The sequence below is a fragment of the Pseudomonas sp. TWP3-2 genome, assembly GCF_049897765.1.
In the GTDB taxonomy this organism is placed as follows: domain Bacteria; phylum Pseudomonadota; class Gammaproteobacteria; order Pseudomonadales; family Pseudomonadaceae; genus Aquipseudomonas.
In genome coordinates this window covers 323,019-340,765 of the sequence record NZ_JAFCWW010000002.1, presented here as the reverse complement: position 1 = coordinate 340,765, position 17,747 = coordinate 323,019, and the positions used below count along the sequence as shown (strand labels likewise).

General features: G+C 60.5%; 15 protein-coding genes. 7 read left to right on the top strand and 8 right to left on the bottom strand.

Annotated features, from left to right (window positions below):
• Positions 1 to 16 precede the first annotated feature (16 nt).
• From ACP7EE_RS04710 to trxA, 3 genes are all read right to left on the bottom strand, one after another.
• A complete protein-coding gene (locus ACP7EE_RS04710) occupies positions 17 to 1,972 on the bottom strand; it encodes an acyltransferase family protein (RefSeq protein WP_426233758.1) in 1,956 nt (651 codons plus the stop codon).
• A gap of 221 nt (positions 1,973 to 2,193) precedes the next feature.
• Entirely contained in the window at positions 2,194 to 3,453 is a 1,260-nt protein-coding gene (gene rho / locus ACP7EE_RS04705) for a transcription termination factor Rho (protein WP_150604770.1), read from the bottom strand.
• A gap of 249 nt (positions 3,454 to 3,702) precedes the next feature.
• Complete coding sequence (trxA, locus tag ACP7EE_RS04700; protein WP_003206727.1) at positions 3,703 to 4,032, bottom strand: thioredoxin TrxA; 330 nt, start codon at positions 4,030 to 4,032, stop codon at positions 3,703 to 3,705.
• A gap of 330 nt (positions 4,033 to 4,362) precedes the next feature.
• Between trxA and ACP7EE_RS04695 the strand changes: the two genes are divergently transcribed.
• The 5 genes from ACP7EE_RS04695 to ppx all read left to right on the top strand — a co-directional run bounded on the left by ACP7EE_RS04695 (position 4,363) and on the right by ppx (position 8,954).
• On the top strand, positions 4,363 to 5,148 hold the full coding sequence (locus ACP7EE_RS04695; RefSeq protein ID WP_426233757.1) for a transporter substrate-binding domain-containing protein: 786 nt from the start codon (positions 4,363 to 4,365) through the stop codon (positions 5,146 to 5,148).
• A 22-nt stretch (positions 5,149 to 5,170) separates the two neighbouring features.
• A complete protein-coding gene (locus ACP7EE_RS04690; RefSeq protein WP_426233756.1) occupies positions 5,171 to 5,839 on the top strand; it encodes an amino acid ABC transporter permease in 669 nt (222 codons plus the stop codon).
• Positions 5,836 to 6,486, top strand: a complete 651-nt coding sequence (locus ACP7EE_RS04685; protein WP_420647465.1) for an amino acid ABC transporter permease — start codon at positions 5,836 to 5,838, stop codon at positions 6,484 to 6,486. Before ACP7EE_RS04690 ends, ACP7EE_RS04685 begins: the two co-directional genes overlap by 4 nt.
• The gene (locus tag ACP7EE_RS04680) at positions 6,473 to 7,210 is read left to right on the top strand and encodes an amino acid ABC transporter ATP-binding protein (protein ID WP_426233755.1); all 738 of its coding nucleotides are present in this window, start codon (positions 6,473 to 6,475) and stop codon (positions 7,208 to 7,210) included. The genes ACP7EE_RS04685 and ACP7EE_RS04680 overlap by 14 nt, the downstream gene beginning before the upstream one ends.
• Positions 7,211 to 7,451: 241 nt before the next feature.
• A complete protein-coding gene (gene ppx / locus ACP7EE_RS04675) occupies positions 7,452 to 8,954 on the top strand; it encodes an exopolyphosphatase (protein WP_426233754.1) in 1,503 nt (500 codons plus the stop codon).
• Positions 8,955 to 9,123: 169 nt separating this feature from the next.
• On the opposite strand, the gene ppk1 is transcribed toward ppx, so the two are convergent.
• Together ppk1 and hemB are read right to left on the bottom strand one after the other, a co-directional pair.
• Positions 9,124 to 11,349, bottom strand: a complete 2,226-nt coding sequence (gene ppk1, locus ACP7EE_RS04670) for a polyphosphate kinase 1 (protein WP_426233753.1) — start codon at positions 11,347 to 11,349, stop codon at positions 9,124 to 9,126.
• A gap of 18 nt (positions 11,350 to 11,367) precedes the next feature.
• Positions 11,368 to 12,381 carry a porphobilinogen synthase gene (gene hemB / locus ACP7EE_RS04665; RefSeq protein WP_426233752.1) on the bottom strand — a complete coding sequence of 338 codons (1,014 nt, stop codon included), beginning with the start codon at positions 12,379 to 12,381 and terminating at the stop codon, positions 11,368 to 11,370.
• A gap of 208 nt (positions 12,382 to 12,589) precedes the next feature.
• Between hemB and ACP7EE_RS04660 the strand changes: the two genes are divergently transcribed.
• A complete protein-coding gene (locus tag ACP7EE_RS04660) occupies positions 12,590 to 13,231 on the top strand; it encodes a DedA family protein (protein ID WP_426233751.1) in 642 nt (213 codons plus the stop codon).
• Here the strand turns inward: ACP7EE_RS04660 and ACP7EE_RS04655 are convergent.
• A complete protein-coding gene (locus tag ACP7EE_RS04655; RefSeq protein WP_426206622.1) occupies positions 13,212 to 14,447 on the bottom strand; it encodes a sterol desaturase family protein in 1,236 nt (411 codons plus the stop codon). The two genes, ACP7EE_RS04660 and ACP7EE_RS04655, sit on opposite strands and share 20 nt — an antisense overlap.
• A 114-nt stretch (positions 14,448 to 14,561) precedes the next feature.
• Here ACP7EE_RS04655 and elbB point away from each other — a divergent pair, with 114 nt between their 5' ends.
• A complete protein-coding gene (elbB, locus tag ACP7EE_RS04650) occupies positions 14,562 to 15,230 on the top strand; it encodes an isoprenoid biosynthesis glyoxalase ElbB (RefSeq protein ID WP_426233750.1) in 669 nt (222 codons plus the stop codon).
• A gap of 163 nt (positions 15,231 to 15,393) precedes the next feature.
• Here the strand turns inward: elbB and ACP7EE_RS04645 are convergent, their stop codons facing one another.
• Together ACP7EE_RS04645 and ACP7EE_RS04640 are read right to left on the bottom strand one after the other, a co-directional pair.
• Entirely contained in the window at positions 15,394 to 15,849 is a 456-nt protein-coding gene (locus ACP7EE_RS04645) for a YaiI/YqxD family protein (protein ID WP_426233749.1), read from the bottom strand.
• Positions 15,850 to 15,851: 2 nt separating this feature from the next.
• Positions 15,852 to 17,747, bottom strand: a complete 1,896-nt coding sequence (locus ACP7EE_RS04640; RefSeq protein WP_426233748.1) for an FTR1 family protein — start codon at positions 17,745 to 17,747, stop codon at positions 15,852 to 15,854.

Here is a 17,747-nt window from a genome sequence, read left to right as displayed (position 1 = left end):
CAGTGCCCGCCATCGATCAATTGCGGCTTACACCCAGCAGCACGGGGGCAAACAATGGGGTAAGTCTGGCGCTGCCGACATCCGAGAGATGATCCTCATCCTTGTACTGCGAATGACCATTGACCTCGATACTGCAGATGCCGGCCGGGCACATCAGCGGCGTCGGATCGATCACGTGCACACCAGGGTCGGCGGCGCTCATGGAGTCAAACAAGGTCGCGAGGAAGTGCTGGCGCGCCAGATGCTCCTCGAGTGGACGGCCCAAACCTTCGGCCGAACGTCCGACCCGCGCCAGGCTGGTCAGGCGACTGATGATGCCCTTGCGCTGCAACGGCACCTCTTTGAACAGCCAGACTTGTGCTCCTGCCTCGCGCAACGCCGCGACCCGCGCCTTGAGGGCTGCAGCCATACGCTGTTCGGCCTGGGCGGTGTTGTCATGGGAGTTGAGCAAGACCTTCTTGTCGCCGTCTTCGCGGCCGTACACGTACAGGCTCCAGTTGGACGCCAGCACCACATCCTTGATCCCCAGGCTGCGCACGCGCTCCATGGTCTGCTCGTTGAAATCCTTGCAACGCTGACGCGGATCATCGCTGAGGATCGGCGGACAGGCGCTCATGCTGAACAGCCACACCGAGCGCCCTTCGCGCTGGGCATTGTTCTCGATGGCCGGCAACAACGCGGCCGCATGGCTATCACCCCAAAAAGCCTGCGTGGCAGGCAAATCCTGCTTGCCACCGACCAGACACGCCTTGTCCAGCGACTTGTCGGAGGTGACCAGCATGCATTTCATCTGCCCGGCCTTCCATTCCCGCGACTGCGCGTATTCCAGCGCTTTGCCGGTCAGACGCCCGGGCACACCGTCTGCCGAGCGGATGGCCGAACCGGTTACGGCGAGCACGACAACCGCCGCCAGACCGCCAGTCAAGACTGCGCGGCGCCCCGCGAGCAGGCGCTTTTCACGGAACGGCAATTCGACGTAACGCAGGCTCAGCCAAGCCAGGCCCAGCGCCAGCGCGATCCAGCCGAGCGCCTCCAGCGGCTGGATGCCGTCGATCGAAATCGCATTGGCGTATACGTAGATCGGCCAGTGCCACAGATACAGCGAGTACGACAGCAAGCCGACCCACACTAGCGCACGCATGCTCAGCAAGCGTGCGGTCAAGGTCGGCCCTTGCGCACCTGACCAGATCAGCGCGGTAGTACCGAGCACCGGCAGCAACGCCGCCCAGCCCGGGAACACCGTGCCTTTGTCAAAAGTGAACACCGCCGTCAACACCGCCGCGAGGCCTGCCAGACCGACGAATTGCGGCAGCCACGGCCGCAGCGCCTGTTTCGGCGCAGGCGTCACTGCGAGCATCGCCCCGCAAAGCAATTCCCAGGCACGCGTCGGCAACGAGAAGAACGCGAAGTCCGGCTTGCGCTCGATGTAGCCAATGTTCAGCCCGAACGACACCAGCAGCACGGCAAACAACATCCAGCGCCAATGCCGGATGTAGCGCATGAGCACCACCATCAGCAGCGGGAAGAAAATGTAGTACTGCTCCTCCACCGCCAGCGACCAGGTGTGCAGCAGCGGCTTCAAGTCCGAGGCCGGCTGGAAGTAGCCGTCCTCGCGCATGAACAGAATGTTCGAGATGAACAGCGACTGATAGCGAACCGTGCGCCCGAGCTCGGAGAAATCCTTGGCGGTCAGCAACAGCCAGCCGAGCATCAGGGTCACGACCAGTACCACGGTCAGCGCCGGCAGGATGCGCCGCGCCCGGCGTGCCCAGAAATCGATGAAACTGAAGCGCTGTGCGTTGATTTCGCGAAACAGGATGCTCGTGATCAGAAAACCGGAGATGACGAAAAACACGTCAACGCCGACAAAGCCACCGCTGAACGCGCTGAAGCCGAAGTGAAACAGTACGACCGGAATGACTGCCAGGGCGCGCAAGCCGTCGATATCACGGCGATTGCCAAACGTATGCATGGGAAACTTTGTCCGCTCGGGTACAAATCCATTGAAAAGGGGCAATCACCCGCGACACTGAATGCCGGTGTGAATGGCAGTCGGTCAATAGAGAGTGGAGAAGGCGCCCCATTAAGTGGGCGCAAGTTTACAGCACGGCTCTTATCAATCCAGATACAAATAATTGCACGCAAAAAAAAGGCGCCCCGATCGGGGCGCCTTTCCTTTGAACAGACTGCGTGTTACTTGCGCTTCATCGACAAGAAGAACTCGTCGTTGGTCTTGGTCGTTTTCAGCTTGTCGATCAAGAACTCGATGGCGGCAACTTCGTCCATCGGGTGCAGCAACTTGCGCAGAATCCACATGCGTTGCAGTTCGTCATCAGCGGTCAGCAACTCTTCGCGGCGGGTGCCGGAACGGTTGATGTTGATGGCAGGGAACACACGCTTCTCGGCGATCTTGCGATCCAGAGGCAGTTCCATGTTGCCGGTGCCTTTGAATTCTTCGTAGATCACTTCGTCCATTTTCGAGCCGGTTTCAACCAGCGCGGTGGCGATAATGGTCAGCGAGCCGCCTTCTTCGATGTTCCGCGCGGCGCCGAAGAAACGTTTCGGTTTCTCCAGGGCGTGGGCATCGACACCACCGGTGAGGACCTTGCCGGAGCTCGGGATCACGGTGTTGTAAGCACGGGCCAGACGGGTGATGGAGTCGAGCAGGATCACCACGTCTTTCTTGTGCTCGACCAGGCGCTTGGCCTTCTCGATCACCATTTCAGCCACTTGCACGTGACGGGTCGGCGGCTCGTCGAAGGTCGAGGCAACCACTTCGCCGCGCACGGTGCGCTGCATTTCGGTCACTTCTTCCGGACGCTCGTCGATCAACAGCACGATCAGATGAACTTCAGGGTTGTTACGGGCGATGTTCGCCGCGATGTTCTGCAGCATGATCGTCTTGCCGGCTTTCGGCGGTGCAACGATCAGACCACGCTGGCCTTTGCCGATCGGGGCGCACAGGTCGATCACTCGACCGGTCAAGTCTTCGGTGGAACCGTTACCGGCTTCCATCTTCATGCGCACAGTCGGGAACAGCGGGGTCAGGTTCTCGAAGAGAATCTTGTTTTTCGCGTTCTCGGGACGATCGAAGTTGATCGTGTCGACCTTGAGCAGTGCGAAATACCGCTCGCCTTCCTTCGGAGGGCGGATCTTGCCAACGATGGTGTCACCGGTGCGCAAGTTGAAGCGGCGGATCTGGCTTGGCGAGACGTAGATATCGTCCGGGCCGGCCAGGTAGGAAGCGTCTGCGGAGCGCAGGAAGCCGAAGCCGTCCTGGAGAATCTCCAGCACGCCATCACCGGAGATTTCCTCACCGCTTTTAGCGTGCTTTTTGAGCAGGGAGAAAATCACGTCCTGCTTGCGCGAACGGGCCATATTTTCTATGCCCATTTCTTCGGCCAGTTGGAGCAGGTCGGTAATCGGCTTTTGCTTGAGTTCAGTCAGATTCATATAGGAATGACGTAATCATTTATGGAGGGGGGGAAATTAAGCTTTTGGCTTAATGAGGCCGCGCCGCGGAGAAGGCGACAGGATCGCGTACTTATTCGAAAAGGAGTGCGTCGGCGACGGCTAGCAGGGGGCAATGGAGAAACCAGTGCGGGGCCGAATGTACCACCTGAATTTCGGAGCGTCTAGCCCTGAATACGCAAAAAGCCCCGCAATTTGCGGGGCTTTTTTAATGGCAATTTACAGCGACGCTTAGATGTTGGCGTCGAGGAAAGCCGCCAGTTGCGACTTCGACAGCGCGCCAACCTTGGTCGCTTCGACGTTGCCGTTCTTGAACAGCATCAGGGTCGGGATACCACGCACGCCGTGCTTGGCCGGGGTTTCCTGGTTTTCGTCGATGTTCAGTTTGGCGACGGTCAGCTTGCCTTTGTAAGTCTCGGCAATCTCGTCCAGAACCGGAGCGATCATTTTGCAAGGGCCGCACCATTCAGCCCAGTAGTCGACCAGTACAGCGCCTTCGGCCTTGAGTACGTCGGCTTCGAAGCTGGCGTCGCTAACGTGTTTGATCAGATCGCTGCTCATGGAATTCTCCAGGTTGTAAGCAAAAAAACGTGGCCCATCATAGCCGCCCTTCCCTTGTTCAGGAAGCTGCAGATGATTGAGTCTTGCTATGGTGCCCTATCAGTTTGGGTATAGCTCAAGTCACACACTGACGGGGACGATGCGGCTGATCCCGGTGCGCAAAATGGCACCGCGAATACAACTCTGCCTCAATTTAGCGCAGCGACTCCGACCGGCAACCTCGACCAAACCCGGTAAAACCAGGGCCTGTTGTGGCCTTTCCGTCTTATTGGCACGCCACATGCTCTGTCTGATCGCAGAAATCACTTCCCGCCGATCCGGAGTTTTGCCATGTCCACGCGTTCCAGCGCCCTGCTCGCTGCCCTGTTTGCCGGCCTGATGCTCAGCCAGATCCCCGCCCACGCCGATGGTCTGGAGGATGTGGCCAAACGCGGCACACTGAAAGTCGCCGTGCCGCAGGACTTCCCGCCGTTCGGCTCGGTCGGCCCGGACATGAAACCGCGCGGCCTCGATATCGATACGGCGAAACTGCTGGCCGACCAGTTGAAGGTCAAACTCGAACTGACCCCGGTCAACAGCACCAACCGCATCCCGTTCCTCACCACCGGCAAAGTCGATCTGGTGATTTCCAGCCTCGGCAAGAACCCGGAGCGCGAGAAAGTCATCGACTTCTCCCGCGCCTATGCACCGTTCTACCTCGCCGTATTCGGACCGCCAGATGCCGCGATCAGCACCCTTGACGATCTCAAGGGCAAAACCATCAGCGTCACCCGTGGCGCCATCGAAGACATCGAACTGAGCAAAGTCGCTCCCGAAGGCGCGACCATCAAGCGCTTCGAAGACAATAATTCGACCATCGCCGCCTACCTCGCCGGCCAGGTCGATCTGATCGCCAGCGGCAACGTGGTGATGGTCGCGATCAGCGAGAAGAACCCGAAACGCGTGCCAGCGCTGAAAGTGAAGCTCAAGGATTCGCCGGTCTACGTCGGTGTGAACAAGAACGAGCCGGCGCTGCTGGGCAAGGTCAACGATATCTTGAGCACCGCCAAAGCTGACGGCGCGCTGGAGAAAAACGCGCAAACCTGGCTGAAAGAGCCGCTGCCGGCCGATCTCTGATCGGGCGCGCTGGAGACTCTTTATGGCTTATCAGTTCGACTTCCTGCCGGTGGTGCAAAACACCGACCTGCTGCTGCGCGGTGCATTGTTCACCCTCGAATTGACCGCCATTGGTGCGGTGTTCGGGGTGAGCCTGGGCATCGTCGGGGCGCTGGTGCGGGCGTGGAACATCCGCCCGTTCGCGGCGATCTTTGGCGTATACGTCGAGTTGATCCGCAACACGCCGTTTCTGGTGCAGTTGTTCTTCATCTTCTTCGGCCTGCCGTCGCTCGGCGTGCAGATTTCCGAGTGGCAGGCCGCCGTGTTGGCGATGGTGATCAACCTCGGCGCGTATTCGACCGAGATCATCCGCGCCGGCATTCAAGCGATCCCGCGCGGGCAACTGGAAGCCGCAGCGGCGTTGGCGATGACGCGGTTTGAGGCGTTCCGCCATGTGATCTTGCTGCCGGCGCTGGGCAAGGTCTGGCCGGCGCTGAGCAGCCAGATCATCATCGTCATGCTCGGTTCGGCGGTGTGTTCGCAGATCGCCACCGAAGAGCTGAGCTTCGCTGCCAATTTCATCCAGTCGCGCAACTTCCGTGCATTTGAAACCTACGCGCTCACCACCCTCATCTATCTGTGCATGGCGTTGCTGATCCGTCAGTTATTGAACTGGTTCGGCCGGCGCTTCATTGCAAGGAGTAGCCAATGAGCGATTTCACGTTCTGGGACATCCTGCGCAATCTGCTCACTGGCCTGCAATGGACGCTGGCGCTGTCGCTGGTGGCGTTTATCGGCGGCGGGCTGGTCGGGTTGCTGATCATGGTCATGCGCATCTCGAAAAATGCCCTGTCGCGCAATATCGCGCGCACCTGGATCGAGCTGTTTCAGGGCACGCCGCTGTTGATGCAGTTGTTTTTGGTGTTCTTCGGCGTGGCATTGGCCGGAATTGAAATCTCACCATGGATGGCGGCGGCGATTGCGCTGACGTTGTTCACCAGCGCGTATCTGGCGGAGATCTGGCGCGGCTGCGTCGAAGCGATTCCGCATGGCCAATGGGAAGCCTCGTCGAGCCTGGCACTGAATCCGCTGGAGCAATTGCGCTACGTGATCCTGCCGCAAGCGCTACGGATTGCCGTGGCGCCGACCGTGGGTTTCTCGGTGCAAGTGGTCAAGGGCACGGCGGTGACCTCGATCATCGGCTTCACCGAACTGACCAAGACCGGCGGCATGCTCGCCAACGCCACGTTCGAACCGTTCATGGTCTACGGCCTCGTCGCCGCCGGCTATTTCCTCCTGTGCTTCCCTTTGTCCCTCAGTGCGCGCTACCTGGAAAGGAGACTGCATGCCTCTGCTTAGAATTTCCGCCCTGCATAAATACTACGGCGACCACCACGTACTCAAAGGCATCGACCTGAGCGTTGAGGAAGGCCAGGTGGTGGCGATCATCGGCCGCAGCGGCTCGGGCAAATCAACCTTGCTGCGCACACTGAATGGTCTGGAATCGATCAACGACGGCGTCATCGAAGTCGACGGAGAATACCTTGATGCCGCCCGCGCTGACCTGCGCAGCCTGCGGCAGAAAGTCGGCATGGTGTTCCAGCAATTCAACCTGTTCCCGCACCTGACTGTCGGCGAGAACGTGATGCTCGCGCCGCAAGTGGTGCAGAAAGTGCCGAAAGCCAAGGCTGCCGAACTGGCGCGGCAGATGCTCGAACGGGTTGGCCTCGGCGAGAAGTTTGATGCGTTCCCGGATCGGCTCTCCGGTGGCCAGCAGCAACGGGTGGCGATTGCCCGAGCCTTGGCGATGTCGCCGAAAGTGCTGCTGTGCGACGAGATCACCTCGGCGCTCGACCCGGAGCTGGTCAACGAAGTGCTCAGCGTGGTGCGGCAACTGGCGAATGAAGGCATGACGCTGATCATGGTCACCCATGAAATGCGCTTCGCCCGCGAAGTCGGGGACAAACTGGTGTTCATGCACCATGGCAAGGTGCATGAGGTCGGGGATCCGAAGGTGTTGTTTGCCAATCCGCAGACGGCGGAGCTGGCGAATTTCATTGGTACGGTCGAGGCGACAGCCTGAAGGATCTCCGGGGCTGTTCTGGCCTCATCGCGGGCTCCCACAGGGTTCTGTGGCGGGACTGGGTTTTGTGCTCGACGCGAAAACCTGTGGGAGCGGCGGTGCGACGATTCGACTTGCCCGCGATTGACCGCGCAGCGGTCACCCTCACTCTTGTGCTGAATCAAGGGTTTGAACCATGCGCGTTGGCGCCAGCCGTTGATCGTGGCACGATGTCGGGGTTATCGACCGAGACCCCCTGACCATGCCCCAGAACCAAGCCAAGAATCTGTCCCTGATCGCCGCAATCGACCTGGGCTCCAACAGCTTCCATATGGTCGTGGCCAAGGCCCAGAACGGCGAAATCCGTATTCTCGAGCGGCTGGGAGAGAAGGTGCAACTGGCCGCCGGCATCGACGATGCGCGTCAGCTCAGCGAAGAATCGATGCAGCGCGGCCTCGACTGCCTCAAGCGCTTTGCCCAACTGATCAACGGTATGCCGCTGGGCGCCGTACGCATCGTCGGCACCAACGCCCTGCGTGAAGCGCGCAACCGTGGCGAATTCATCCGCCGCGCCGAAGAAATCCTCGGCCACCCGGTGGAAGTCATCTCTGGCCGTGAAGAAGCACGCCTGATCTACCTCGGCGTCTCGCACACCCTCGCCGACACGCCGGGCAAGCGCCTGGTCGCCGACATTGGCGGCGGCAGTACCGAGTTCATCATTGGCCAGCGCTTCGAGCCGCTGCTGCGCGAAAGCCTGCAAATGGGCTGCGTCAGCTTCACACAGCGCTACTTCAAGGACGGCAAGATCACCCCGGCCCGCTACGCCCAGGCATACACGGCGGCGCGGCTGGAGATCATGAGCATCGAACACGCCCTGCATCGCCTGACCTGGGATGAAGCCATCGGCTCCTCCGGCACCATTCGCGCCATTGGCCTCGCGCTGAAGGCTGGCGGCCACGGTACCGGCGAGGTGAATGCCGAAGGCCTGGCGTGGCTCAAGCGCAAGCTGTTCAAACTCGGCGAAACCGACAAGATTGATTTCGAAGGCATCAAGCCTGATCGTCGCGCAATCTTTCCGGCCGGTCTGGCGATTCTCGAAGCGATTTTCGACGCTCTCGAGCTGCAACGGATGGACCATTGCGAAGGCGCCCTGCGTGAAGGCGTGCTGTACGACCTGCTAGGCCGTCATCACCACGAAGACGTGCGCGAGCGCACCCTCAGCTCTCTGATGGAGCGCTACCACGTCGATCTGGAACAGGCTGCACGGGTTGAACGCAAAGCGCTGCACGCGTTCGATCAAGTAGCGGTGGACTGGGAACTGGACGACGGCATCTGGCGCGAACTGCTGGGCTGGGCGGCGAAAGTCCACGAAGTCGGGCTGGATATTGCGCACTACCAATATCACAAGCACGGCGCGTATCTGATCGAGCACTCGGATCTGGCTGGCTTCTCGCGTGAAGATCAGCAGATGTTGGCGCTGCTGGTGCGCGGGCATCGACGCAATATTCCGAAGGACAAGTTTGCTGACTTCGGTGAGGACGGCGACAAGCTGATCCGCCTGTGCGTGCTGCTGCGCTTTGCGATTCTGTTCCACCATATTCGCGGGACGCAGGCGATGCCGCAGGTGACGCTGCGTGCTCACGGTAATAGCCTGGACGTGGAATTCCCGGAGAACTGGCTGGATGAGAATCAGCTGACTCAGGCGGATTTCGGGCTTGAGGCGGATTGGCTGACGCGGGTCGGCATAACCCTCAACGTGCACTAATCCTTGTGGCGAGGGAGCTTGCTCCCGCTGGGGCGCGAAGCGGCCCTTTCTTTAAAAGCATGGGCCTGCTGCGCAGTCCAGCGGGAGCAAGCTCCCTCGCCACAGGTGGGTGAACGACAGGCACAAAAAAGGCGATCCGCAAGGATCGCCTTTTTTATTGGGCTGACGGTCAGCTGCTCACCGGCAGAATCGGGCTGCCCAAACGTTCCAGCAACGTCGCCTGCGCACTGCGCGGGTTCTGATTGCCGGTCGGTGTGTTGCGGATGTAGCGACCGTCCGACTGCAAAATCCAGCTATGGGTGTTGTCAGTAAGGTACAGCTCCAGCTCTTTCTTGACCCGGGTCAGCAACTTCTTGCCTTCCACCGGGAAGCAAGTCTCGACGCGTTTATCCAGGTTGCGCTCCATCCAGTCGGCGCTGGAGAGGAACATCTGCTCCTCGCCACCGTTGAGGAAGTAGAACACTCGGGTGTGCTCAAGGAAGCGGCCGATGATCGAGCGTACATGGATGTTGTGCGAAACCCCGGCGATGCCAGGACGCAGGCAGCACATGCCACGCACCACCAGATCAATGCGCACGCCGGACTGGCTGGCCTTGTACAGCGCGCGGATGATTTTCGGATCGGTCAGCGAGTTGAACTTGGCGATGATGTGCGCCGGTTTGCCGTCGAGGGCGAACTGGGTTTCGCGGGCGATCATGTCGAGCATGCCCTTCTTCAGGGTGAACGGCGCGTGCAGCAACTTCTTCATGCGCAACGTTTTACCCATGCCGATCAACTGACTGAACAGTTTGCCGACGTCTTCACACAAGGCGTCGTCGGAGGTCAGCAGGCTGTAGTCGGTGTACAGCTTGGCGTTACCGGCGTGGTAGTTACCAGTGCCGAGGTGCGCGTAACGCACGATCTCACCCTGCTCGCGACGCAGGATCAACATCATCTTCGCGTGGGTCTTGAAGCCGACCACACCGTAGATCACCACCGCACCGGCCGCTTGCAGACGGCTGGCCAGTTGCAGGTTGGACTCTTCGTCGAAGCGTGCACGCAACTCGATGACGGCGGTGACTTCTTTGCCGTTACGCGCAGCGTCTACCAGCGCATCGACGATTTCCGAGTTGGCGCCAGAGCGGTACAACGTCTGACGCACGGCCAATACATGCGGGTCTTTCGCCGCCTGGCGCAGCAGGTCGACCACCGGCGTGAACGACTCGAACGGGTGCAGCAGCAAGATGTCCTGCTTGCTGACTACGCTGAAGATGTTTTCGCTGTTTTGCAGCAGCTTCGGGATCTGCGGCGTGAACGGCGTGTATTGCAGCTCCGGATGGCTGTCCAGACCGGTGATGCTGAACAGACGTGTCAGGTTGACCGGGCCATTGACCTGATACAGCTCGGTCTCGCTGAGGTTGAACTGCTTGAGCAGGTAATCCGACAGCAGTTTCGGGCAGGTGTCAGCGACTTCCAGGCGTACCGCGTCACCGTAACGCCGCGAGAACAGCTCGCCACGAAGCGCGCGGGCCAAGTCTTCTACATCTTCGGAATCCAGCGCCAGGTCGGCATTTCGCGTCAGGCGGAACTGGTAGCAACCCTTGACCTTCATGCCCTGGAACAGGTCATCGGCGTGGGCGTGGATCATCGACGACAGGAACACATAATTGTCGCCGGCGCCGCCGACTTCTTCCGGCACTTTAATAATGCGCGGCAGCAGACGCGGGGCCGGGATGATCGCCAGACCGGAGTCGCGACCGAAGGCGTCAATGCCTTCAAGTTCAACGATGAAGTTCAGGCTCTTGTTCACCAGCAACGGGAACGGGTGCGTCGGGTCGAGGCCGATCGGGGTGATGATCGGCGCAATCTCGTCACGGAAATAGCGGCGCACCCAGGTCTTGAGCTTGGTTGTCCAGTTGCGGCGACGGATGAAGCGTACCTGATGCTTTTCCAGCTCCGGCAGCAGGATGTCGTTGAGGATCGCGTATTGGCGATCCACGTGACCGTGCACCAGCTCGCTGATCCGCGCCAGCGCCTGATGCGGCTGCAGGCCATCGGCACCGGCTTGCTCACGGGCGAAGGTGATCTGTTTCTTCAGGCCGGCGACGCGGATTTCAAAGAATTCGTCGAGGTTGCTGGAGAAAATCAGCAGAAACTTCAACCGTTCCAGCAACGGGTAGGACTCGTCCAGCGCCTGCTCCAGCACGCGGATGTTGAACTGCAGTTGCGACAATTCGCGGTGGATATACAAGCTGCTGTCATCCAGGCCGGGAATTGCGATTGCTGGCGCCGCCGCAGCAGGTTCGGTGACCGGCGCGGGTGGCGCCGGTTCGAGTTCCGGCGGGGTTTCGTCAATCTGCTCAACCACAGGTTGAGCGTCTTTTACGGCAACTTCAGTCAGTCCTTCGGTATTCATTGAGTGTTCCTGGGAGGGCTATTTCTGCTCTCGTAACAATTGAGCGGCGCGGACAGCAAAGTAAGTCAGGATGCCATCAGCGCCGGCACGTTTAAAGGCGGTCAGGGATTCGAGGATCACGCCTTCGCTCAACCAGCCATTCTGGATCGCCGCCATGTGCATGGCGTATTCGCCGCTAACCTGATAGACGAAGGTCGGCACTTTGAAGGCATCTTTTACCCGCAAAAGAATGTCCAGGTACGGCATGCCCGGTTTGACCATGACCATGTCCGCGCCTTCAGACAAGTCCGCCGCGACTTCGTGCAGGGCTTCGTCGCTGTTGGCCGGGTCCATCTGGTAAGAGGCTTTGTTGGCTTTGCCGAGGTTCGCCGCCGAACCTACGGCGTCACGAAACGGGCCGTAATAGGCGCTGGCGTACTTGGCCGAGTAGGCCATGATCCGCACATTGACGTGACCGGCGATCTCCAGCGCTTCGCGGATTGCCTGGATGCGCCCGTCCATCATGTCCGACGGCGCGACCACTTGCGCGCCAGCCTCGGCATGCGACAGAGCCTGTCTGACCAGTGCGTCGACAGTGACGTCGTTCTGCACGTAGCCGTCTTCGTCGAGGATGCCGTCCTGACCGTGAGTGGTGAACGGATCAAGGGCGACGTCGGTGATCACGCCCAGTTCAGGAAAGCGTTCACGCAGGGCGCGGGTGGCGCGCTGGGCGATGCCTTCAGGGTTCCAGGCTTGGGCGGCGTCGAGGGATTTGAGTTGCGGCGGAGTCACCGGGAACAGCGCCAGCGCCGGAATCCCCAGTTCGACCCATTTCGCCGCTTCTTCAAGCAGCAGGTCGATAGTCAAGCGCTCTACGCCGGGCATCGAGGCCACGGCTTCGCGGCGGTTTTCACCGTCGAGCACGAACACCGGCAGGATCAGATCATCGACTGTCAGGAGACTTTCGCGCACCAGCCGACGGGAAAAATCGTCACGACGATTGCGCCGCAGGCGGGTGGCTGGGAACAGACGATTGGCTGGGGTAAAGCTCACGGCGGACTCCTGAGCCCGCGCTGGCGGGCGAGCGTGACAGTTATAGACGGCCATTATGACGGTCGTATGACAGTTGTGTGCACCCCCGCGACACGTAGTCGCTTTCCATTGTCCGTGTAGGAAATGTTCACGTCGAGACACATTTCGACACTTTCATGAATGTGTCTGAAGGGTTAGGCTGCGCGTTCATTTCGCCAGCACCCAGACAATGCTCCAACAATTTCTGCATGACTTCGGCTACTTTGCCTTGTTTCTCGGCACGTTCTTCGAAGGCGAAACCATCCTGGTGCTCGCGGGCTTCCTCGCGTTCCGTGGTTACATGGACATCAATATTGTGGTGGTCGTGGCGTTCTGCGGCAGCTATGCCGGCGATCAGCTTTGGTACTTCCTGGGGCGCAAGCACGGGCGCAAATTGCTCGCGCGCAAACCACGCTGGCAATTGATGGGTGACCGCGCGCTTGAACACATCCGCAAGCACCCGGACATCTGGGTTCTGAGCTTTCGCTTCGTCTATGGTTTGCGCACAGTGATGCCGGTGGCAATCGGCCTGTCGGGCTATCCGCCGGGCCGCTATCTGTTGCTGAACGGAATTGGCGCGGCAATCTGGGCCACCGCGCTGGCCGCCGCTGCTTACCACTTCGGCGCAGTGCTGGAAGGCATGCTCGGCAGCATCAAGAAATATGAATTGTGGGTGCTGGGAGCGCTGCTGATCCTCGGCGTCGGCCTGTGGGTCCGCCGCCGGTTCAAGAACGCGCGTCTGGCAAAGAAGGTTTACGAGGACGAGCAGATTCTCAAGGCCGAACAAGCTGCACAGGCCAAAACCGTCGAGCCTAAGTCGCCAGCCGAGTAAATCTCTGGCGACAGCAATACAGCCCAACGCCGCTGAGCAGGCTATAACCGAGCAGGCCAACCCACGCCAACGGGCTGGCCGGCCATAGCCCCACCAGCGGTGCGAGCCACACCAGCGCCAGGTTCGACGCCAGCCGCAGCAACTCCAGCCTCCTCGCCCACGGGCGATTTTCCAACGCCACGCCTAACACAAACAAACCCAACGCCACCGCCCCCCAGCCAAGCAGCAACGCGCCGGTCGACAGGCTGCGCTCCAGATTCATCAAGTAACTGCCCAGCGCGATGTACACGCAGAACTGCGCCGCGACGTACCACTGCTGGCGGCTGTCGATGTCCACATGGAATTTGCGGAACTGGCGCAGATCCCGTTTGCTCAGCGGATACTTCGCCTTCACATCCGCCGGACGCCAACCGGTGCGCATGAACCAGATCCGCAGCTTGTCCCACTTGCTCTCGGCGCGCCGCGCGTCGTCCCACAACTGTGCGTAGAACTGCAGGTTGGCCCACAGTGGATTCCAGCTCGCCAGCGGTGTGGTCACGCCGAAAATCACCGGTTCGTTGTCGTCCTCTTCCTGAAACGAGCCGAACAGCCGGTCCCAAATAATGAACACCCCGCCGTAGTTGCGATCCATGTAGAGAGCGTTCTGTGCATGGTGAGCCCGATGATTGGACGGCGTGACGAAGAACCACTCGAACCAGCCGAGTTTGGGAATGTGCTTGGTATGCACCCAGAATTGATACAGCAAGTTCAGCGCCGCGACGCTGACGAACACCAGCAACGGCACGCCGAACACCGCCATCGGCAGGTAGAAAATCCAGCTCAGGAGAAACCCGGTGCTGGTCTGGCGCAATGCGGTGGAGAGGTTGTAGTCCTCGCTCTGGTGATGCACCGAATGTGCGGCCCAGAGAATGTTGCGTTCATGGCCCATGCGGTGCAGCCAGTAGTAGCAGAAGTCATAGAAGACGAAGGCGAGAATCCACACCCAGACACTGTCCGCCGACAGTTTGACCAGCGCCAGATGCTCCAGCGCAAAGGCATAGCTCAGCAGCCCGACGCCCTTGGTCAGCAGCCCGGTGGTGGTCGATAACACGCCGGTGCTGATGCTGTTCACCGCATCCGCCAGGCGATAGTTGCTGACCCCGCGCCAACGGTCGGCGATCAGTTCCACCACGATCAATACAAAGAAAAACGGCACCGCATACAGAATGAAGTCCATGACGCGTCCTGATCGGATTCTATGAACAGATCCTAGGCGTAACCGCGGATTAACCCTATGGCAACCAGCGACAATTTAGTGGACATTTGACGCCATGAATCAGGAGAGAAACCCATGAGCAAAAAAGTTGCAGTGATCCTGTCCGGCAGCGGCGTGTACGACGGCGCCGAGATCCACGAGAGCGTCATCACCCTGCTGCGCCTCGACCAGCGCGGCGCCCAGGTGCAGTGCTTCGCGCCGAACATTGCGCAATTGCATGTGATCAACCACCTGACCGGTGAACAAATGCCCGAGTCGCGCAACGTGTTGGTGGAATCGGCGCGCATTGCCCGGGGCAATGTGAAGGACATTCGCGAAGCCAATGCCGAAGACTTCGACGCGCTGATCGTGCCCGGCGGTTTCGGTGCGGCGAAGAACCTGTCGAACTTCGCCGTCGAGGGTGCTGGCTGCAGCGTCCAACCGGACGTGCTGGCGCTGGCCGAGGCATTTGCCGAAGCCGGTAAACCGGTGGGATTGATCTGCATCTCGCCGGCGCTGGCCGCCAAGATCTACGGCCCGGGCGTGATCTGCACTATCGGCAACGACGCCGACACGGCAGCGGCCATGAACAAGATGGGCGCGACCCACGAAGACTGCGCAGTCACCGAGATCATTGAAGACAAGGCACGCAAACTGGTGACGACCCCGGCGTATATGCTGGCGCAGACCATCAGTGAGGCGGCTTCGGGGATCAATAAACTGGTAGACCGCGTACTCGAACTGACCCACGAGAACGATGCCTGATTGCTGCAAAGCTCTTGTGGCGAGGGAGCTTGCTCCCGCTCGGCGGCGCAGCCGTCGTAAACCCTGCAATCCGGATCTACCTGACACGATAAGGTCGAATGGTTTTGGGGCTGCTGCGCAGCCAAGCGGGAGCAAGCTCCCTCGCCACAGAGACCGAGTTGAATCAGGCGTTGCGGGTAAGTCGGGTCAGGATCCGGTCCAGCGCATTGGCGAACGCTTGCTTCTCGCGGTCGCCAAACGGTGCCGGGCCGCCGCTGACCTGGCCCTGTTCACGCAGATCGGTGAACAGATTACGCACCGCCAATCGGTCGCCCATGTTCTGCTCATCGAACTCCTTGCCGCGCGGATCCAGCGCTGCGACACCCTTCTTCACCAAGCGATCGGCCAGCGGGATATCGCTGCAAATCACCAGTTCACCGGGTACCGCGTGCTCCACCAGATAATCGTCCGCCGCATCCGGGCCGCTCGGCACCACGATAAGTCTGACGATGGCCAGCGCCGGCTTGGTCTGCGGCTGCCCGGCCACCAGCACCACCTCAAAGCGACGCTTGAGCGCGAATTTGACCACCAGCTCCTTGGCCATCTTCGGACAGGCATCGGCATCGATCCATACACGCATGATCAAGCCTCCATACGGCGCCTTTCAGCCACCCAGCTACGGCCATACAACACGATGATCGCCAGGATCGCCAGCGCCTGCGCCGCCAACGAATACGCATCGGCATGAATCCCCAGCCAGTCGAAATCAAAGAACGCCACCGGCCGCGTGCCGAAGATCCCGGCTTCCTGCAACGCCTTGACGCCATGCCCGGCAAACACCACCGACAGCGCACACAACAGCGCCGCGTTGATGCTGAAGAACAGCGTCAATGGCAGTTTCGCCGAGCCGCGCAGAATCACCCACGCCAGACCCACTAACAGCACCAGCGCAGTCGCGCCACCCGCCAATACGGCGTTGTGCCCGGCCGGACCGGCCTGCAACCATAGGGTTTCGTAGAACAGGATCACTTCGAACAGCTCGCGATACACCGAGAAGAACGCGAGGATCGCGAAACCGAAACGACCACTGCCGCCAACCAGACTTTTCTTGATGTAATCCTGCCAGGCCGCTGCGTGCCGGCGATCGTGCATCCACACGCCGAGCCACAGCACCATGACACTGGCGAACAGCGCCGTAGCGCCCTCAAGCAATTCGCGCTGCGAACCGCTGACATCGATCACATACGCCGCCAATGCCCAGGTGCCGAGACCGGCCAACAGCGCCAGCCCCCAACCAACGTTGACGCTGCGCACCGCTGATTGCTGACCGGTGTTGCGCAGGAACGCGAGAATCGCCGCCAGCACCAGAATCGCTTCCAGGCCTTCGCGCAGCAGAATCAGCAATCCCGAGATGTAGCTCAACGACCAGCTCAGACCATCGCTGCCCAAAAGACCTGCGGACTCCTTGAGTTTGGCTTTGGCCGCGTCCAGACGCTGCTCGGCCTGCGCCACTGGCAAGCCGTCCTGCAAAGATTGCCGATAGGCCATCAACGACTTTTCGGTGTCCTTGCGCACGTTGGCGTCGACATTATCCAGCGAACTTTCGACCAGTTCGAAGCCTTCCAGATACGCCGCTACCGACAGGTCATAGGCCTGATCGTGCTCACCGGCACGGTACGCCGCGAGGCTCTTGTCCAGTGTCGCGGCGGTGTAGTCGAGCAACTGCGCCGGGCCACGTTTAACCTGCGGCGGCTGCGCACGTTGTGCGCGGAACGTTGCGGCAGACTCAGAACCTTCAGCGGCCTGCACTTCGGCTGGCGTCTGACGCGCGAGGTCGGCGATGTTGTAGTTCTTGGCGGATTTGGCGGTGGCCGGATCGGCGCTGAACTGTGCGATGTAAGTCGCCAGATCCCAGCGCTGACGATCATCGAGCTGATCGGCGAACGCCGGCATGTCGGTGCCTTCGACGCCTTGGCCGAGGGTGCTGTAGATCGCGTACAGACTCAGGTGGTCCATGCGTGCGGCATCGCGCAGATTGGCTGGCGGCGGCGTAAGGCCTACACCGGCCGGGCCATCACCGGCGCCAGCGTCGCCATGACAGACTGAGCAATTCTGCGCATACAGCGGCGCGCCGCGCGTTGGATCGGGGGTGATGATCGGGGCCTGGCTGACTTCATACGCCACCGCCAGTTTCGCCCCCAGTTGCCGCGCCTGACGGGCAACGTCAGAGCCGTCCTGCCTGGCAGTGATTGCCGCGTGCAAGGTTTTGACGCCCTGCTCCAGCGCGGCTTTCTCGGGTTTGACCGGCATGCCGGAGATCAGCCCTTGCAGCGCCTGGGTGAATTCCAGCTGCTCGCGGTATTCGGATTCATCAATGACTTTGCCGCCCTGCACGGTCGGCGGATAGTCGGCGCTGATGTAATCGAGCAGGTGCAGCGCTTGCGGCGCGCCTTCCACGGTGTCGGCCAGCAGATTGAAGCTGCTCAGGGCGCACAGCGGGAACACCAGCCAGGCCAGGAATCGGGACGAGGCAGTCAT